The organism is Pedobacter paludis (assembly GCF_003173575.1).
Taxonomy (GTDB): domain Bacteria; phylum Bacteroidota; class Bacteroidia; order Sphingobacteriales; family Sphingobacteriaceae; genus Pedobacter; species Pedobacter paludis.
This window is the reverse complement of sequence record NZ_QGNY01000006.1, coordinates 1-15,684: the sequence shown is the minus strand read 5'-3', so window position 1 is coordinate 15,684 and position 15,684 is coordinate 1. Positions and strand designations below refer to the sequence as shown.

Sequence of the window (15,684 nt, the reverse complement as noted above, 5' to 3'; positions counted from 1 at the left end):
ATGTTTAGGCAAAAAAAATCCTGTTTCGCCTAACCGAAACAGGATCTTATTCTATGTGTGTGTTATTTTTTAATTCAACCCGAAAGTTACTCCAAAACTCATGTTTTTTAAACCGGCCTGTGCAGGTGTAGTAAACATATCGTTGAAATAATATTTGGTAAACAAGCCTAAGCCTCCGTAACCAAATCTCAATGTTCCGCCATAACGTACCGATTGAAAGTGGTAACTGTCGTATTGTTTTTCTTTACCGCGTTCGTCACTGATCTGTTTAACTTTTCCGTTTAGCAAAAAGCTAACCTCTGGACCTAAAACAAAGTAGAATCTTTTGCCTTTGCTGCTTTCCTTTGTACGAAACTCGAAGTTTAAAGGAATGTGTACATAACTGCTCGAGAAACGATTTTTAGAGAAAGCTACATTTTCATTTATATAGGTTAGTGTTGGCTGATTTTTTTGGATGGTGATGTTATCTCTTAAGCGAATCAAAGTCCAATCGAAACCACCGGCAACATAAATCTTGAAGTTTGAGTTGAAACGGTATCCGAATTGCAGAACATCGAAAGAGAATGTACTGGTTTTGCCACCTTTATAATCTAAAAACTCATTGTTTGGAGATAAGTTAAAATCGCCATTATCAATCAATCTAGAGAAACCTAAATCCACTCGGGTAAATGTGATTCCTCCAACAAATCGGCCTTTTTTAGCTGAATCTGTAGGTTTTGTTTTGATTATAATACCATGTCCTTCACTATAATCCATTTTCTTTTTGGTACTATCTTGTTGTGCAAAAGCACTTGGAGCCATAACACCGGCAAGCCCGCTTACCAAAAGTGTTGTAAAAATTAGATGTTTCATATTTTGTGTGTTTATTTTTTGAATGATTGAATTAGAGGATTATTGAATGAAAGAATGTTTTAACTTCTCAAGTCTTGAAATCCTAAAATCCTGGTTATTTTTTATTTCTTTTGCCAATTTTAAAAGGGCCAATGTTTATCGATGAAAGTGAAGAATCATCATCATCTGTCCGGAACTGGATAAACTTATCTTTTCTTTTATCAACTTTATTTACGATTAAGTTTACCACATCACCAACATTACGGATGCCTTTATTGCTTTGGTCGTTTTCATTAATTACATCAGCAGTTGGTGTTTCCACCATTGCTATTACTTCTTTAGGTTCTTGAATAGCTTCCTCAATTTTTTTCTTAATGATTTCCTGTTGCGTACCATCTAATTTTGCAGTCAACGTTTCCTGTTTTTGCATTTCAGGAGCTGTAGCTAGGCGTTGTTTCTCTTCAGGTTTAACTTCGGTTTTATTCGTTTTGGCTATAGATGAAGAAAGCTTTTTGGTAACAACTGGCAAAGTATTTTCTAGTTGTTTTTCAACTGGCTGGGGAGCAACCGTAGTAGAATCTTCAATAGAATTCGCTTTAACTACAGGCTTCACAGTTTCTGTTCTGTTATTAGCTAGGTTTTTATCTGGATGAGCCGTATTTTGCTGTTGATAAATCAAAATCCCGACTGCAGCAATTAATAAAACCGCAGCTGCAGATAACCAATAAATTGGTACTATTCTTTTTTTCTTAGGCTCAATTTCGCTTTCTATGTTGCTCCACAAATCCCTTGATGGCGTTACTTCAGCATCCGCAAAAGCATCCTTAAATAATTTGTCAAAATCCTTATCCTGTATAGGTTGCATAACCAAATCCCTCCATTTTTATAATTTCTTCTTTTAAAATTGCTCTTGCTCTAGATAACTGAGACTTGCTTGCTCCTTCTGAGATGCCAAGTGTTTCTCCAATTTCTTTGTGAGAATAACCTTCAATTACATACATATTAAAAACCATTCTATAACCATCGGCTAATTTTTGGATTACTTTCATTAAATCTTGCATGCCCAATGTTCCAAAATCAAATCCAGTTGATGGCTGTTCGTAGGCTTCATCTATTTCTACAACATTTAAGCTGCGTAAATTTTTACGGTAACTTTCTATCGCGGTATTAACCATTACTCTTCTAATCCAGCCTTCAAAAGATCCATCGCCTCTGTATTCTTTAATCTTTTGAAAGATTTTGATGTAGCCCATTTGCAAAACATCTTCAGCTTCCATTCTATCTTTGACATATCGCATGCAAACGGCTAACATTTTAGATGCAGTTTGCTTGTAAAGCATTTCTTGCATCTTCCGGTCGCCAGCTTTGCAGCCTTCCATCAAATCGTTTATCGTATAGCTTCGCGTCAATTTCATTGTGTGTTTGTATATAGAAGATGGGGATTTACAAACAATGGTTGCATGGAGATAAGAAAAAAGTTAAAATAAGTTAAAATATTTTATAATAATCTGATTTACAGTAAAATAATATCACATAATTCTCAAGCAACGACGCCATTGCAAAAGTTATGATCGCTTTGCCTATTTATAACCAACTTTTATTTATTTGTTTTGTTAAAGATATATAATAGATGCTATATGTCGGATATCTTAGTTATTAATGGAAGTGCCAGATTAAATGGTGATACTCAAAAGTATCTAAGCAAGCTTTTTGAAGGTATTGATCATACTCAAATCAACTTGATTGAAAATTACTTTCTTCCTTATAATTACGACAACAAATATCCGGAAGAAGATCGTTTCGAAATTTTTGGCAAAGAAATTCTTTACCACAAGCACTTAATTTTTGCAACGCCGGTTTATTGGTATTCGATGAGCGGCCGGATGAAAAACTTATTCGATCGCCTAACTGATTGGGTAACTTTAAATCAAGAAGCTGGAAGAAATTTAAAGGGCAAAATCATGAAATTAATGGCCGTTGGTACCGATGGAGATTTACCTGATGGTTTTACAACGCCTTTTTACATGACCGCAAATTACCTAGAGCTGAACTTTAAGGGGCATGTTTATTTTGATGTTAATAAAAAGATTACGGAGGATGAACTGATAGAAATAAGGAAATCTTTCTTTAGTTTTATGGCAGAATAACATTTAGAATTAACCTCGCAATATTTACTTTAGTACAAACATCATAGCCTAATTTAACATGAACGTAGAAGAAGTATTTAAAAATAATGACAAGTGGATTGCTGAGAAATTGGCAATAGACCCTGATTATTTCACCAATTTAGCAAAAGGCCAAAGCCCTGAGTTTTTGTATATCGGTTGCTCGGATAGTCGGGTTACGGCAGAAGACTTAATGGGGATTCAGCCGGGTCAGGCCTTCATTCACCGCAACATTGCAAACCTGGTTAACAATGTGGATTTAAATGTAATGACGGTTTTAAACTATGCCGTACGCCATTTAAAAGTAAATCATATTGTAGTTTGTGGCCATTATAATTGTGGAGGCGTAAAGGCCGCCATGCAACCAGCCGACATGGGCATTTTAAATCCATGGTTAAGAAACATCCGTGATGTTTATCGCATACACAAAGAAGAGCTTAGCAAAATTGAAGATGAAAGCGCACGTTACGATAGACTTGTGGAATTAAACGTTCAAGAACAGTGTGTAAACTTACTTAAAACCGCGGCCGTTCAAGAGGCAATTACGCTTCGTGGCTTAACGGTACATGGTTGGGTTTTCGATATCAGAACAGGAAAATTAATTGATTTAAAAATTGATTTTGATTCTATTTTAAAAGACATCAAAGAAATTTATAACCTTTATTAAGTAGAGCAATTTATAAAGCAGTTATCAGTTGATAACTGCTTTTTTTTATAAGTGTTATCAGTTAACGACCCATCCAGCCGCCATCAACAGTTAAGATTGTTCCATGAACATAATCGCTGGCAGACGAGGCCAGGAAAAGCGTTGGTCCTTTAAAATCTTCTGGAGTTCCCCATCTTCCCGCAGGGATCCGAGCCAAAATAGATGTACTTCTATCCTGATCCTCGCGTAATGCCGAAGTATTATCGGTAGCAATATAACCTGGAGCAATTGCATTTACATTTATACCTTTTGATGCCCATTCATTTGCAAAAGCTTTAGTTAACGAAGCTATTGCGCCTTTACTGGCTGCATAACCTGGAACCGTAATTCCACCTTGAAAAGATAAAAGTGAAGCCGTAAAAATTACTTTTCCAGAGCCCCTTGTAATCATATCTCGCCCAATTTCCCGGGTTAAAATAAAAGGTGCGGTTTGGTTAACAGCAATTACTTCGTCCCAATATTCATCTGGATGTTCGGCAATTGGTTTGCGAAGAATTGTTCCGGCATTGTTCACCAAAATATCGATGATGGGATGATCGGTTTTAACTGTTTTTGCAAATTCCAACGTTGCTTCGCGACTGCTAAAATCACATTGATAGGCATAAAATTTTCTACCAAGTGCCAAAACCTCTTTTTCTACACTGCTATCGTGAAGTTCTAGGCTAGCGGAAACCCCAATTATATCGGCTCCGGCTTCAGCCAATGCCAAAGCCATTGCTTTGCCAATTCCTCTTTTGCAACCCGTAACTAATGCAGTTTTACCCGCTAAATCGAATATGTTTGATGACATTTTTTTATTTTTGTTTTAATAGCTACTAGATAATTATAATCATCGGTATTTCAAAAGATTGAATAAATTATTGGTAACCAACTAGAAAGATCTCTCTGTTTCGCTACGCTTCAATCGAGATGACGGATGCTTATTTCAAGTCGGTAATTGCGCAGTGATCCATATCTCCATAATCAAGATTTTCTCCTGCCATACCCCAAATAAAAGTATAATTGCTGGTTCCAGCACCAGAGTGTATAGACCAGTTTGGAGAAATTACTGCCTGATCATTCTGCATCCAAATGTGGCGGGTTTCTTGTGGCTGACCCATAAAATGACAAACGCTCTGTCCTTGCGGAACCTCGAAATAGAAATAAGCTTCCATCCTTCTATCGTGGGTATGTGCCGGCATTGTATTCCAAACACTTCCAGATTTTAGTTCGGTCATACCCATTTGCAATTGGCAGGTTGGCAAAACACTATTTACCAAAAGTTTATTAATCACCCTATGATTTGCCGTTTCCGGAGTTCCCAGTTCTACAATTTCTGCATCAGCCTTGCTTACTTTTTTAGTGGGGTAACTATGGTGTGCTGGTGCCGAGTTGATGTATAATTTAGTCGGTTGGTTTTTATCTGCAGATTCGAAAGAAACTTCTTTTGTGCCTTTCCCAATGTATAAAGCTTCTTTGTAATTTAATTCGTAGCGTACTCCATCAGCAATAATTATGGCTTTTCCGCCTACGTTTATCATACCAAGTTCTCGTCTTTCTAAAAAATAACTTGCTTTTAAATCATCTGGGTTCGGAAGCTCCAATTTTTGATCTACCGGCATTGCACCGCCAACTATATAGCGATCAAAATGAGATAGGGTTAGATTTACCTGGTTTGCTTCAAAAACATTTTCGATTAAAAAGTTATCGCGTAAAGTGGCGGTATCCATCTGTTTAACTTCTTTTGGACTTTGAGCATACCGACTTTCGAAATGATTATTCATTATATTGATTTTGAGATGTGAGAATATTTGGATAGATCTGATTTCAAATCAAGCCTTCGCAAATATATTTATACCATGCTTAATAATTAAATGAATCCACAACTTTATTAAAAATAACGTTAAAGCAACGATTAATGATTGGATCTTTAAAGAAAATTTAGCTAAAGGCGATTAACCTTCCCTTCTTATAGAGGAAGCTAATAGGATGGAGTATTTCTTCGTTATAGTGCATTTAACGAGCCACTTTCTTTATCTTTTCCCAAACAATTTACTGTTTAACAAGCTTTTAATAATATGAAGATATTAAAAGCATTATTGGCGGGATTTGCGGGAGCTGGCGCATTAAACATTTTGCATGAAACCGTTCGGAGATTTGATAAAGATGCCCCAAGGGTACATCGGATTGGAGAAGAAGCCCTATCAAAATCATTACACAAGTTAAATTTAAGTGCACCTGTTGGTGAAAATTTGTATCTGGCCACTTTGGCCAGCGATTTAATTAGCAATGGCCTATATTTCAGTGCAATTGGTTATGGCAGTAAAAAAAATATTTATTTAAAAGGTGCTGTTGCTGGGCTTACCGCCGGTTTTGGAGCCATTAGCCTTCCAAGCAAGATGGGCTTAGATGACGCTCCAGTTAACAGAACAGAGAAAACCAAAATCTTAACGGTTACCTGGTATTTAATTGGTGGCTTAGTTACTGCAGCTGTATTAAGCAACATGAAAAAAAACTGATAAATACCTATGCCAGAATCAAATTCCATTGCTAAACTCTTTGGCTCGCTGTGCATCCTAGCGCTTTTTGCCTGCAAAGCAGGAACAGTTAATTTATTTAAGGCAGCTTCTCCACATGAGGCTTATCAAAGAAAATTAATTAATGCCGGTTTAGATAAAACAGCTCTAGGTGGTCAATGGATCAAGTCTGCAGAAATCGGAATGCAAAAACCGGTAGATATTACTTTACCCTTTAAGGAAACAGGTTATTTTGCCGCAGAAAAAATTCCAGTTTCTACATATCGATTTAACGCCACAAAAGGCCAGAAGATTAATATTTCATTAAGCAAAAAACCAAACAGTGGCACAATGGTTTATGTAGATTTTTGGCATGTAGCCAATGGAAGCAACCCGAAACTACTGGCTTCCATAGATACACTTGGCAATCCAATTCAATTTGATATTGATGATAGTGGCGATTATTTAATTAGATTACAGCCTGAGCTTTTACAAAGTATTGAATATACGTTAGAAATAACAACTGGCCCATCATTGGCATTTCCAACCAAATCAAAAAGCAGCAGCAGTATTAAAAGTTATTGGGGCGATGGTCGGGATGATAATGCTAGAAAACATGAAGGTGTTGATATTTTTGGAACGTTTAGAAGTCCGGTATTGGCAATATCTGATGGTACAGTTACTCGCGTTAACGAAAATAATTTAGGTGGAAAAGTGGTTTGGGTTAGGCCAAAGGGCAAAAACTATACGTTGTACTATGCTCATTTAGATCAGCAAATTGCTATTGAGGGGCAAGAAGTTAAAATTGGCGATACTTTAGGTTTAATGGGCAATACTGGCAATGCCAAAACAACGCCGACCCATCTCCATTTCGGGATTTATGAATTTAGTGGCGCAGTAAATCCACTTCCATTTATTGATCCGGTAATCAAAGCACCATCAAACATTTCAGTTCCGCTTTCCAATTTGAACAAAACATTAAGAACAGGTACCGGAACAAAGTTGTACAGCAGTGCTCAAAGCAAATTTTCCATTATATCATCCTTACCAGCAGGTACAATTGTAAATATTAATGCAGCAACTAGCGATTACTATAAAACAGAATTGCCTGATGGAAGTGTTGGTTTTATAAAAAATTCGGATCTCGTTCAAACAGCCAAACCTTTAAAACGATTAAAAATTAACGCCAGTCAGATAAAATTATATGATCGTCCACATGCCTTAGCTCCAATAAAATTAAATTTAAAAGAAGGTGAAACGGTTAGTGTATTGGGTAACTTTGGAAATTACCAACTGATAAACAATGAGGATATGCAGGTTGGCTGGATAACGAAATAAGACGAATGATAATGAAGATTTTTCAACAAGCAGTTTCTTTAAGAAAAAGGCGAAGGGGTTTCCACTTAATCACTGAAGAAGTTTTAAATGCCTTACCACAAATTTCTGAAATAAAAATGGGCATCTGTCAGGTTTTCATTCAACATACATCTGCATCTTTAACCATAAACGAAAATGCCGATCCTACGGTAAGAGTAGACTTCGAAATGTTTTTCAATAAAGTTGTGCCAGAAAATGATCCCGATTACGAACATGATTACGAGGGATCTGACGATATGCCTGCACATTTAAAATCGGCCTTGCTTGGCAGTTCAGTAACAATTCCAATCCGAAATGGAAGATTAGCCTTAGGAACCTGGCAGGGAATATATCTCTGCGAGCATCGAAATCATGGCGGTCAAAGAAAATTCGTTATCACCGCCTGGGGCGAATAAATCTATTTTTCTATCCCTGGATGATTATCCTGAATGGAATTGTTTCCCGTTTCAACCTCTACTTCTTTTGTAGTTACGGCATAATGCGAAGGGTAAATTTCTGATCCGTAAGCTACCGCATATGCTTTGGTAAATTCGGCCCCAAAGTACAGAATAATTGATGAATAATATGTCCAAAGGAGCACCACAACCAATGATCCGGCTGCGCCATAAGTACTCCCAACATTGCTTTGCCCAATATAAAGCGATATGGCAAACTTGCCGGCCATAAACAAAAGTGCAGTAACAATAGATCCGGCAATTACATCCTTCCATTTAATAATGGCATCTGGCAAAACTTTAAAAATTACGCCAAAAATTAGAGAAATTACTGCAAGCGTTACGATTTGATTGACGACATAAAAAACGATAACAGAAACATCTGCATAACGCACTTGTAAACGCTTACTAAAAGTATCCAAAATCGTAGTTACACCAAGCGAAACCAGCAACACAAAACCTAAACTTATAATTACCGAAAAAGAAAGAAATCTGTTTTGAAGCATTTTTAACCATCCTCGTTTCGGTTTTGGTTTTAATCCCCAAATTGTATTTATAGAATCCTGAATATCGCCAAAAATAGTTGTTGCCCCAACCAATAACGTAATTAAACCTATGGTAAAAGCAACTGTACCTTTACCACTTAATGATGCATTTTTGATGATCTGCTGAAGCTGTAATGCGGTATCTTTTCCTAAAAAACCATCTAGCTGACTGTAAATCTGCCCTTCGGCGGCTTCTCTACCTAAAAATATTCCACAAAGTGAGATAATTACAACCAATAGTGGCGCCATGGAAAAAACGGTATAATAGGCCAACGAACCACTTAACTTGGTTACCTTATGATCGCCAAAACCAGTAAAGGATGCTTTTAAAATACCCCAAATCCCCTTAAAAGTGATTTTTTCTTTTGCCATAAAATCTATAGGTCTAATAATTCAGAAACTTCTCTTAAATCTTAAACCTTATATTTTATGATTTGTTTGGCAATTTATTGGCGAATCTCTAATCGTTCCTGCTTTAGCGGAATTGAAAAGAAAAATGTGGAGCCCTTCTCTTCAACAGAATGTACCCAAATTTTGCCACCTAATCTTTTTACAATTTCCGAAGAAATGTAAAGCCCTAAACCCAATCCCGGAAAAGTATGTTCTTTATTTCCACTAACTCGATAAAACTGTTCGAATACATGATCTTTTAGATTTTCCTCTATCCCAATGCCATAGTCTTGAACGCTTACCTGAACATTATTTCCAATTTCTTGGGTACTAATCACAACTTCATTTGCTTCTGGCGAGTACTTCACTGCGTTGGTAAGCAAATTGGTAACCACTTGGCAAATTCGATCGCGATCACCATAAACGGTTCCTTTAAAATTTAAATTCGATTGAATGATGTGTTTAAATGAAGTGCGTTGTACATCCTCTTTAACTTCTTCAATCATCTCGTTAAAATCGAACGCCGTATTGTTAAACTGTAATCTGCCAGAATTAATTTTAGTTACATCAAGTAAATCGCCTATTAAATTGGTTAACCGATCTACCTGTTTTCCCATTTTACCCAAAAGCTCAGCATTTTTTAAATCGCCAGATCTTTTAAACATCGATTCTAACACCTGAGCATAAGCTTTTAAACTGGTTACTGGTGTTTTTAGCTCATGACTGGCAATGCCTAAAAAATCATCTTTTTGCTTTTCTAATTCTTTTTGATGATGAACATCTGTATTGGTGCCGTACCATTTAACAATTTGCCCATCACTATTTTTTAAGGGTAATGCCCTGACTAAGTACCACCGATACTCGCCATATTTATCCATACAACGGAATTCAGTTTCGTAAGGATTTCCGGTACGTAAAGATATGCCCCATGCTTCTCTTGCTTTTGGCAAATCTTCAGGATGTAAACTTTCTGTCCATCGCGATCCCATAGTTTCTTCCTTTGTTCTTCCACTTTGATCGTACCATCTTTTATTAATGTAGTCCAAGTTTCCGTCTGGCTTGCTGGTCCACACCACAGGAGGAACAGTGTCGGCCAAGAATTCAAGCTCATTGATCACGTTTTGAAGGGAATCGTTTTTATCGGCCAAAATCTTACGTACGTTTAATTCTGTTCGTAAATCTCTTGCAATACCAGCAATGGCTACGGGTAAATCCGTAATGTCTTCCCGAATCATATACAACTGCTTATGAATCTGAATGATTTCTCCGGTTTTTTGATGCAACAACTCCAATTCTCCAGACCATTTTCCTTCAGAAAAAAGAATCGGGATGATTTCATCTCTTATTTTTTCATTTGTTTTATCGCTATGATAATCAAATAGATTTGTATTCAAAATTGATGCAGGATCTATTCCAATAAGCTCAATTCCTGACGGATTTATATACAGGGTATTGCCCCTGATGTCGCAATAATTACAAAAATCTTCACTACTATCTACAATGGCAGCCAATTTTTGAAGTTCTGCCTTTGCTCTAATTTCCGGGCGCAAATCTCGGGCTGTAGCTCCACGTCCGATAATTTCTAGTGTTTCAGGATCTCTAATTAAAACATAACTTACCCTGCAGGGGATAATTTCTTTCGTTTTATAATTTTTAAGATTGATATTTCCTTGCCAGCCAGAATCTTCGGTAATCTCTTTAATGATGTGATTTTGAACCCGATCCAGCTCCTCTTCGCTGTAAAAATCGCGAGCAGTCATTTTGGTAACATCTGCATCTAAATCTACTCCCAATAATTTTCTCGAAGCATTGTTCATGTAAATTAAAGTGCCATCCATACTGGCTACAGTCATATGATCTGCATTGTTGCTTACTAAACCTAAAAGCTGTTGTGCTCTCCGTCGGCTTTTTACCTCAGCTGTAATATCCTGTGCGGTGCCCGCAAAGCGATAAGCGATTCCATCGTTATTAAAATAAGCTTTTCCTTTGCAGTGTACCCATCTTAACTGATCGTTTTCTTTACTGATGGTTCGATATTTAATATCATAATGCCCTAAGTTTTCAGGGTTAATTGCCGCTAAAACCGCACGATTAACATTTTCTTCATCTTCGTGGTAAATACAACTGAGCACATCTTCATAACGGATTTCGCCTTGAACCGGAAATCCAAATAATTCCCTGCATCGGGCATCCCAATTCACTTTGTTATTTATTGGGTCCAAATCCCAGGTTCCTATTCCGGCAGAAAACAGGGCAAAAGATAAACGTTCCTGTGTTTCTACAATTTGCTTTCTGGCTTTAACCAATTCCGTTAAATGCGCAGCTGTATTTATAATGGCAAACGTTTTGCCAAATTCATTTTTTAAAGGCTTATAAGTAAAAGTAAAATAGAAAGTCTGTAACTGGCCATTTACCACTAAATCTGCTCTGGATTCTTCTGCATGATAAGTTTCCCCACTCAAAAAAACCTCCTTAAGTAGATTTGAAAATGGCTGATTTTTTAATTCGGGCAAAGCTTCTATTAAAGGTTTACCGATTACCGATGAATCTTTGCCCCATAAATCTAGCATCTCTTGATTAGCAACGCTAATCACCATTTCTTCTCCTTTATAAATGGCAGTTGGCATTGGAGATGCCTCCACCAAAGAATTAAATCTTTCTTGTTCAGAATATATCGCTGTCATTTATTTTGTTAGTAGATTAAAGATATTAAAAGTTTATCTACTAATATGTTTAAACACAAAAAAGCCTGAAAAAATCAGGCTTTAATCTCAATAAGATACACGGTTAGTCGTATTATTTTTCTTTAATGAAGGCCGCAACATCATTAATCAGGGTTGCTGAAACGCTTACTGGAACCTGATATTGGGCTGCACTTCCTTTTTCTGTTTGTGGACTAAGCAAATGATTCAATTCTGGATAAAATTTTAGCTTGGCATTTTTCTTTTTGCCCAAAGCCGTATTCCAGATATCAAAATCGGTTTTGCTTACCTGAAAATCATTACCGCCTTGAACTACAAAGATTTTTTGTTTGATTAATTTTTTTGCTGCAGCAACTTGGTCATAATTATTTAAATCGATCCAATAACTTGCTGGCAAACCCAATATGGCCGAATCGGCTTTAATTTTAGTACCCAATTGCTTAATTCTACTTACCTGAATATCCATAATTGCAGTATCAAGTCTTTTTTTATTAACTTCTGAAGTATCTTTAGATAAAGCAAACATGTATTTATTTTGATCAATTATGATATCGGTAAATGATCTTGCTGGTGCGGAAGCCAAAATAATTCCGGCCAAATCTGGAGCTAAAGAAACCATTCTCGGAGCCAACATCCCACCTAAACTGTGTCCAAATACGTAAATATTTTTTGAATTTGCACCGGCAATTGTTTTTGCCATAGTTATTGCGGCAAGGGCATCATCTAAAACCTCTTCTTTAACTGTAAAGGCGCCACCAAATTCATTTGCATAAATGAGTGTTCTCTTAACATAACGTAAAGATGCAATTCCTTTACCTGCAATGCCAGCGGCAATATCTTTAAAGGGTTTATTTACACCAACACTTTCGTCCAAATCGCTAGGTCCCGAGCCATGAACCATAACCACAACTGGAAAATTTTTAACGTTTTTTGGTGTTGTAATTATTGCAGCGAGCTGATGTTTCCCTGAAGTGACGTAAACAGACTTTTCGGTATATAAATTGGTATCGGCATAAGCTGGCTTTAAATATTCTTTTGCCGTTTGAGAAGGCACTAAAAAAAGACCAACAATTTTTTGCTCTTTGTTAAACCCAACCAAGAAATTTTGATTACCGTTTGCAAATTTACCTTCTACAGTTACTGCAAAAAATTCGCCTTGTGCTTTACTTTGAATGGCATCTAATGATTCTGCTTTTCCTAGCTTTGTATTGATATCTACCCAAAGTTGTTTTAAATTTTCTTCGCTGATTTTTGATTTCATGTTTTCATCAAAATATCCACGGGCTTCGGCAAATTTTTCCTCTTGCATTAAAGCAAAAAAAGTATTGGCCCCATTAAATAAGCTGATAACGTTTTGTGAAAAAGCTGCTGTAGTAAATAACAAGGCGATTACAAATAAAATACTTTTCTTCATGTATTTATGATGTGTTGGGTTTGGTTGATTTTTTTTTAACACATCAAAGTTAATAATATTTGGTTCCTAAATTTTTAAAAAACAACTATCTTTTTAGTTTTAACTATTTTTAACATTTAGATCGTATTTTTTCCATAAAAAATATGGGATAAACATAATGGCAAGTGCAACAATTGGAGGAATCAACAAGCTCATTTCATCGCCGACAAATGCTCTTGAAACAAAAGCACCAATAAAATTTATTGCAAACCCGGCAAAAGCCCACTCTTTAATTACTTTAAATTTCGTTTGCAAAATTGCGATGGCACCTATTATTTTTGCATTTCCTGTTATAATGAGCAAATACATTGGGTAACCTAAATGCTTTAAAACTTCTCTACCAGCTTCTTGTTGCGTTATACCTCCAAAGCCATCCATTATCATCATTAAAGCAAACAAGATTGTAGCAATCCAATACCAGATTTTTATCTTTTTCATATGTCGATTAGTTTAAGTCAATAGTCGTTTTTAGTATAACTGAGTAACCAATTGTTTCCATATCGATCAGTTAAATTACCAAATACAGCACCCCAAAATGTTTCCTCAGGCATATGTGTGGCTTCTCCTCCTGCAGAAAGTTTTCTATAATAATCCATTACTTCGGCTTCTGAATTGCAGTTCAACATCAGAGATACAGAATTTCCTTTAATCAAACCTTTTTCGTCTGTCATATCTGTAGCCATAATAACCATATCGTCGTTAGCCAATACGGCATGGAGAATACATTTTTTTAGCTCAGAAGGTATTTTATCGGCTTCGGGAGATTCTCCAATGGTTTGAAAGGTAAGCTCACCGCCCAAGCAGTTTTGATAAAATGTCATTGCTTCTTTACAGTTTCCACTAAATGTTAGATATGAATTAATATTGGCCATTTTAATATTTTTCTACACCCACAGTATATTAACATCACAAACATACTACGGGAAAACAAAAACATAAACCTGCGTAAACGACAATTAAAGGGGTTGTTTACGACAGCACGGCTTGCTATATTTGTTAATATGAAACACATATCTATCTTAGTTCCAGAGACTGCTGTCATCGAAGCGATTGCTGATCCTCGATATTTATTTACAGCTGTTAATGAATTTCTACAAGCCTCTGGCAAGTCTCCATTATTTAAAGTTGAACTGGTTGGGCTAACAAAAGAAATTCGGTTAAATAATAGTTTGTTCACTGTGCATACGGATAAACTTATTGAAGATGTGGATAAAACAGATTTGATTTTTATTCCTGCGATTAGTGGAAATGTTAGTTCTGCCTTAACTTTAAATCGAGATTTACTGCCATGGATAATTAAGCATCATGCAAAAGGTGCAGAAGTTGCATCACTTTGTATGGGTGCATTTTTGTTGGCATCAACCGGTTTGTTAGACGGCAAAAAATGTTCAACCCATTGGTTATTTGCAAATCAGTTTAGAGCGATGTTCCCAGATGTTGATTTGGTTGATGGCAGCATTATTACAGATGCACAAGGATTATACTCGAGTGGCGGAGCAAATTCTTATTGGAATTTACTTTTATACTTAGTAGAAAAATATACCGATCGGGATACTGCAATTTTAGCCGCAAAGTATTTTGCAATCGATATTGATCGCGAAAGTCAATTGGCCTTTATGATGTTTCAGGGACAGAAAGGACATGAAGACGAGAAAATTAAAAAGGTGCAGGAATTTATAGACACCAATTATCAGGAAAAAATCACGGTAGATCAGTTAGCAGATATGCTTGCTATAGGACGAAGAAGTTTTGAGCGCCGTTTTAAAAGCGCAACCAAAAACACCGTTATCGAATACATACAAAGAGTGAAAATAGAGGCCGCAAAGCGCAGCTTCGAGTCTAGCAGAAAGAATATTACCGAAGTGATGTTCGATGTTGGTTACACCGATACGAAATCTTTTAGGGATGTGTTTAAAAAAATCACGGGCTTAACTCCAATAGAATATCGAAACAAATACCATAAAGAAGTTCCTGTATTGCAACAAGCTTAAGTTTTTTGCTCAAATTTCAATACAAAAAATTTTTCGAGCGAATTTTTATCAGAAACATCTTTTTCGTTATTAAATTATCGCTGTTCCTAACGCGAATATGGAAAGTAATACCGCTCGGATTTCCTCCAAGGAGGTATCTCTGAAGATGACTCTACTTGCCCCTGCATTCCTCAGACGCTCTGTCTCGATGCTTTCCCGTTCGTAGGGCGCAAGCACCACCACCTTCGCCCGCTCCGATACCGATCGTACTGCTTCCTCAAGTGTAGCGCTCCCTCCCATTCCCGTTTCCAGAATCGCAAGGTCAATGTCCTGCCTAACGGTTAAGCCACCTTCTTTCCCTATGCCCTCGAATTCAATCAGCCGGCATTTCGGCCAGGTGTCTTTCAGCACAAGTCTTAATCCTTCACTCACAATCCCATCCCCTCCCGACATTAGTATTCTCATCTCCATCTATTTTATCTGTCCTACTTAAAACTGTACCTGAGCGATATCTCTGCCTCCCCGTTGCTGTAGTTCTGCAGGTCGGAGGTGTTGGTGGTGTACTGTACCAGGATGGAGAGCTGGTTTTTGTAGGTGGTGCCCGCCCCGAGGGTAA

The 15,684-nt window shown here is 36.8% G+C and carries 17 protein-coding genes; 6 read left to right on the top strand and 11 right to left on the bottom strand.

The annotated features are described in order from the left end of the window. Nucleotides 1-69: 69 nt before the first annotated feature. The 3 genes from DF947_RS16305 to DF947_RS16295 all read right to left on the bottom strand — a co-directional run bounded on the left by DF947_RS16305 (nucleotide 70) and on the right by DF947_RS16295 (nucleotide 2,246). Nucleotides 70-852, bottom strand: a complete 783-nt coding sequence (locus tag DF947_RS16305) for an outer membrane beta-barrel protein (RefSeq protein ID WP_109931121.1) — start codon at nucleotides 850-852, stop codon at nucleotides 70-72. A gap of 94 nt (nucleotides 853-946) precedes the next feature. Beyond that, on the bottom strand, nucleotides 947-1,696 hold the full coding sequence (locus tag DF947_RS16300; RefSeq protein ID WP_109931120.1) for a hypothetical protein: 750 nt from the start codon (nucleotides 1,694-1,696) through the stop codon (nucleotides 947-949). Then, the gene (locus DF947_RS16295) at nucleotides 1,677-2,246 is read right to left on the bottom strand and encodes an RNA polymerase sigma factor (protein ID WP_109931119.1); all 570 of its coding nucleotides are present in this window, start codon (nucleotides 2,244-2,246) and stop codon (nucleotides 1,677-1,679) included. The genes DF947_RS16300 and DF947_RS16295 overlap by 20 nt, the downstream gene beginning before the upstream one ends. 222 nt (nucleotides 2,247-2,468) lie before the next feature. On the opposite strand from DF947_RS16295, the gene DF947_RS16290 reads away from it, so the two are divergent. Then, nucleotides 2,469-2,978, top strand: a complete 510-nt coding sequence (locus DF947_RS16290; RefSeq protein ID WP_109931118.1) for a flavodoxin family protein — start codon at nucleotides 2,469-2,471, stop codon at nucleotides 2,976-2,978. A 58-nt stretch (nucleotides 2,979-3,036) separates the two neighbouring features. Beyond that, nucleotides 3,037-3,663: a carbonic anhydrase gene (locus tag DF947_RS16285; protein WP_109931117.1), complete on the top strand. Its 627-nt coding sequence runs from the start codon at nucleotides 3,037-3,039 to the stop codon at nucleotides 3,661-3,663. A gap of 61 nt (nucleotides 3,664-3,724) precedes the next feature. On the opposite strand, the gene DF947_RS16280 is transcribed toward DF947_RS16285, so the two are convergent. Both DF947_RS16280 and kduI read right to left on the bottom strand, forming a co-directional pair. Then, the gene (locus tag DF947_RS16280) at nucleotides 3,725-4,492 is read right to left on the bottom strand and encodes an SDR family oxidoreductase (protein WP_109931116.1); all 768 of its coding nucleotides are present in this window, start codon (nucleotides 4,490-4,492) and stop codon (nucleotides 3,725-3,727) included. Between the two features lie 130 nt (nucleotides 4,493-4,622). Next, a complete protein-coding gene (kduI, locus tag DF947_RS16275; RefSeq protein ID WP_109931115.1) occupies nucleotides 4,623-5,465 on the bottom strand; it encodes a 5-dehydro-4-deoxy-D-glucuronate isomerase in 843 nt (280 codons plus the stop codon). A 294-nt stretch (nucleotides 5,466-5,759) separates the two neighbouring features. Here kduI and DF947_RS16270 point away from each other — a divergent pair, with 294 nt between their 5' ends. From DF947_RS16270 to DF947_RS16260, 3 genes are read left to right on the top strand one after another with little or no spacing between them, the layout of a single operon-like run. Next, nucleotides 5,760-6,200, top strand: a complete 441-nt coding sequence (locus DF947_RS16270) for a hypothetical protein (protein WP_109931114.1) — start codon at nucleotides 5,760-5,762, stop codon at nucleotides 6,198-6,200. A gap of 9 nt (nucleotides 6,201-6,209) precedes the next feature. Continuing rightward, nucleotides 6,210-7,535 carry a M23 family metallopeptidase gene (locus DF947_RS16265; protein WP_109931113.1) on the top strand — a complete coding sequence of 442 codons (1,326 nt, stop codon included), beginning with the start codon at nucleotides 6,210-6,212 and terminating at the stop codon, nucleotides 7,533-7,535. 11 nt (nucleotides 7,536-7,546) lie between these two features. After that, a complete protein-coding gene (locus DF947_RS16260) occupies nucleotides 7,547-7,969 on the top strand; it encodes a secondary thiamine-phosphate synthase enzyme YjbQ (RefSeq protein WP_109931112.1) in 423 nt (140 codons plus the stop codon). 2 nt (nucleotides 7,970-7,971) lie between these two features. Here the strand turns inward: DF947_RS16260 and DF947_RS16255 are convergent, their stop codons facing one another. The 5 genes from DF947_RS16255 to DF947_RS16235 all read right to left on the bottom strand — a co-directional run bounded on the left by DF947_RS16255 (nucleotide 7,972) and on the right by DF947_RS16235 (nucleotide 13,970). Next, on the bottom strand, nucleotides 7,972-8,925 hold the full coding sequence (locus DF947_RS16255) for a YihY/virulence factor BrkB family protein (RefSeq protein ID WP_109931111.1): 954 nt from the start codon (nucleotides 8,923-8,925) through the stop codon (nucleotides 7,972-7,974). A 74-nt stretch (nucleotides 8,926-8,999) separates the two neighbouring features. Further along, nucleotides 9,000-11,627 (bottom strand): PAS domain-containing protein, encoded by a 2,628-nt coding sequence (locus DF947_RS16250; protein ID WP_109931110.1) that lies wholly within the window; start codon nucleotides 11,625-11,627, stop codon nucleotides 9,000-9,002. Between the two features lie 112 nt (nucleotides 11,628-11,739). Beyond that, a complete protein-coding gene (locus tag DF947_RS16245; protein WP_109931355.1) occupies nucleotides 11,740-13,059 on the bottom strand; it encodes an alpha/beta hydrolase in 1,320 nt (439 codons plus the stop codon). Nucleotides 13,060-13,158: 99 nt separating this feature from the next. Then, complete coding sequence (locus tag DF947_RS16240; RefSeq protein ID WP_109931109.1) at nucleotides 13,159-13,536, bottom strand: DoxX family protein; 378 nt, start codon at nucleotides 13,534-13,536, stop codon at nucleotides 13,159-13,161. A gap of 17 nt (nucleotides 13,537-13,553) precedes the next feature. Further along, nucleotides 13,554-13,970, bottom strand: coding sequence for a VOC family protein (locus DF947_RS16235; RefSeq protein WP_109931108.1), 417 nt, complete (start codon nucleotides 13,968-13,970; stop codon nucleotides 13,554-13,556). Nucleotides 13,971-14,099: 129 nt separating this feature from the next. On the opposite strand from DF947_RS16235, the gene DF947_RS16230 reads away from it, so the two are divergent. Next, nucleotides 14,100-15,089, top strand: coding sequence for a GlxA family transcriptional regulator (locus DF947_RS16230; protein WP_109931107.1), 990 nt, complete (start codon nucleotides 14,100-14,102; stop codon nucleotides 15,087-15,089). Nucleotides 15,090-15,158: 69 nt separating this feature from the next. Here DF947_RS16230 and DF947_RS16225 read toward each other — a convergent pair whose 3' ends face one another. Beyond that, nucleotides 15,159-15,539, bottom strand: a complete 381-nt coding sequence (locus DF947_RS16225; RefSeq protein ID WP_109931106.1) for a response regulator transcription factor — start codon at nucleotides 15,537-15,539, stop codon at nucleotides 15,159-15,161. Between the last annotated feature and the right edge of the window lie 145 nt (nucleotides 15,540-15,684).

Bases quoted from the DNA above. Each gene is read 5' to 3' on its own strand.
- DF947_RS16305 (WP_109931121.1), bottom strand. From the start codon at position 852: ATGAAACATCTAATTTTTACAACACTTTTGGTAAGCGGGCTTGCCGGT.
- DF947_RS16300 (WP_109931120.1), bottom strand. From the start codon at position 1,696: ATGCAACCTATACAGGATAAGGATTTTGACAAATTATTTAAGGATGCT.
- DF947_RS16295 (WP_109931119.1), bottom strand. From the start codon at position 2,246: ATGAAATTGACGCGAAGCTATACGATAAACGATTTGATGGAAGGCTGC.
- DF947_RS16290 (WP_109931118.1), top strand. From the start codon at position 2,469: ATGTCGGATATCTTAGTTATTAATGGAAGTGCCAGATTAAATGGTGAT.
- DF947_RS16285 (WP_109931117.1), top strand. From the start codon at position 3,037: ATGAACGTAGAAGAAGTATTTAAAAATAATGACAAGTGGATTGCTGAG.
- DF947_RS16280 (WP_109931116.1), bottom strand. From the start codon at position 4,492: ATGTCATCAAACATATTCGATTTAGCGGGTAAAACTGCATTAGTTACG.
- kduI (WP_109931115.1), bottom strand. From the start codon at position 5,465: ATGAATAATCATTTCGAAAGTCGGTATGCTCAAAGTCCAAAAGAAGTT.
- DF947_RS16270 (WP_109931114.1), top strand. From the start codon at position 5,760: ATGAAGATATTAAAAGCATTATTGGCGGGATTTGCGGGAGCTGGCGCA.
- DF947_RS16265 (WP_109931113.1), top strand. From the start codon at position 6,210: ATGCCAGAATCAAATTCCATTGCTAAACTCTTTGGCTCGCTGTGCATC.
- DF947_RS16260 (WP_109931112.1), top strand. From the start codon at position 7,547: ATGAAGATTTTTCAACAAGCAGTTTCTTTAAGAAAAAGGCGAAGGGGT.
- DF947_RS16255 (WP_109931111.1), bottom strand. From the start codon at position 8,925: ATGGCAAAAGAAAAAATCACTTTTAAGGGGATTTGGGGTATTTTAAAA.
- DF947_RS16250 (WP_109931110.1), bottom strand. From the start codon at position 11,627: ATGACAGCGATATATTCTGAACAAGAAAGATTTAATTCTTTGGTGGAG.
- DF947_RS16245 (WP_109931355.1), bottom strand. From the start codon at position 13,059: ATGAAGAAAAGTATTTTATTTGTAATCGCCTTGTTATTTACTACAGCA.
- DF947_RS16240 (WP_109931109.1), bottom strand. From the start codon at position 13,536: ATGAAAAAGATAAAAATCTGGTATTGGATTGCTACAATCTTGTTTGCT.
- DF947_RS16235 (WP_109931108.1), bottom strand. From the start codon at position 13,970: ATGGCCAATATTAATTCATATCTAACATTTAGTGGAAACTGTAAAGAA.
- DF947_RS16230 (WP_109931107.1), top strand. From the start codon at position 14,100: ATGAAACACATATCTATCTTAGTTCCAGAGACTGCTGTCATCGAAGCG.
- DF947_RS16225 (WP_109931106.1), bottom strand. From the start codon at position 15,539: ATGGAGATGAGAATACTAATGTCGGGAGGGGATGGGATTGTGAGTGAA.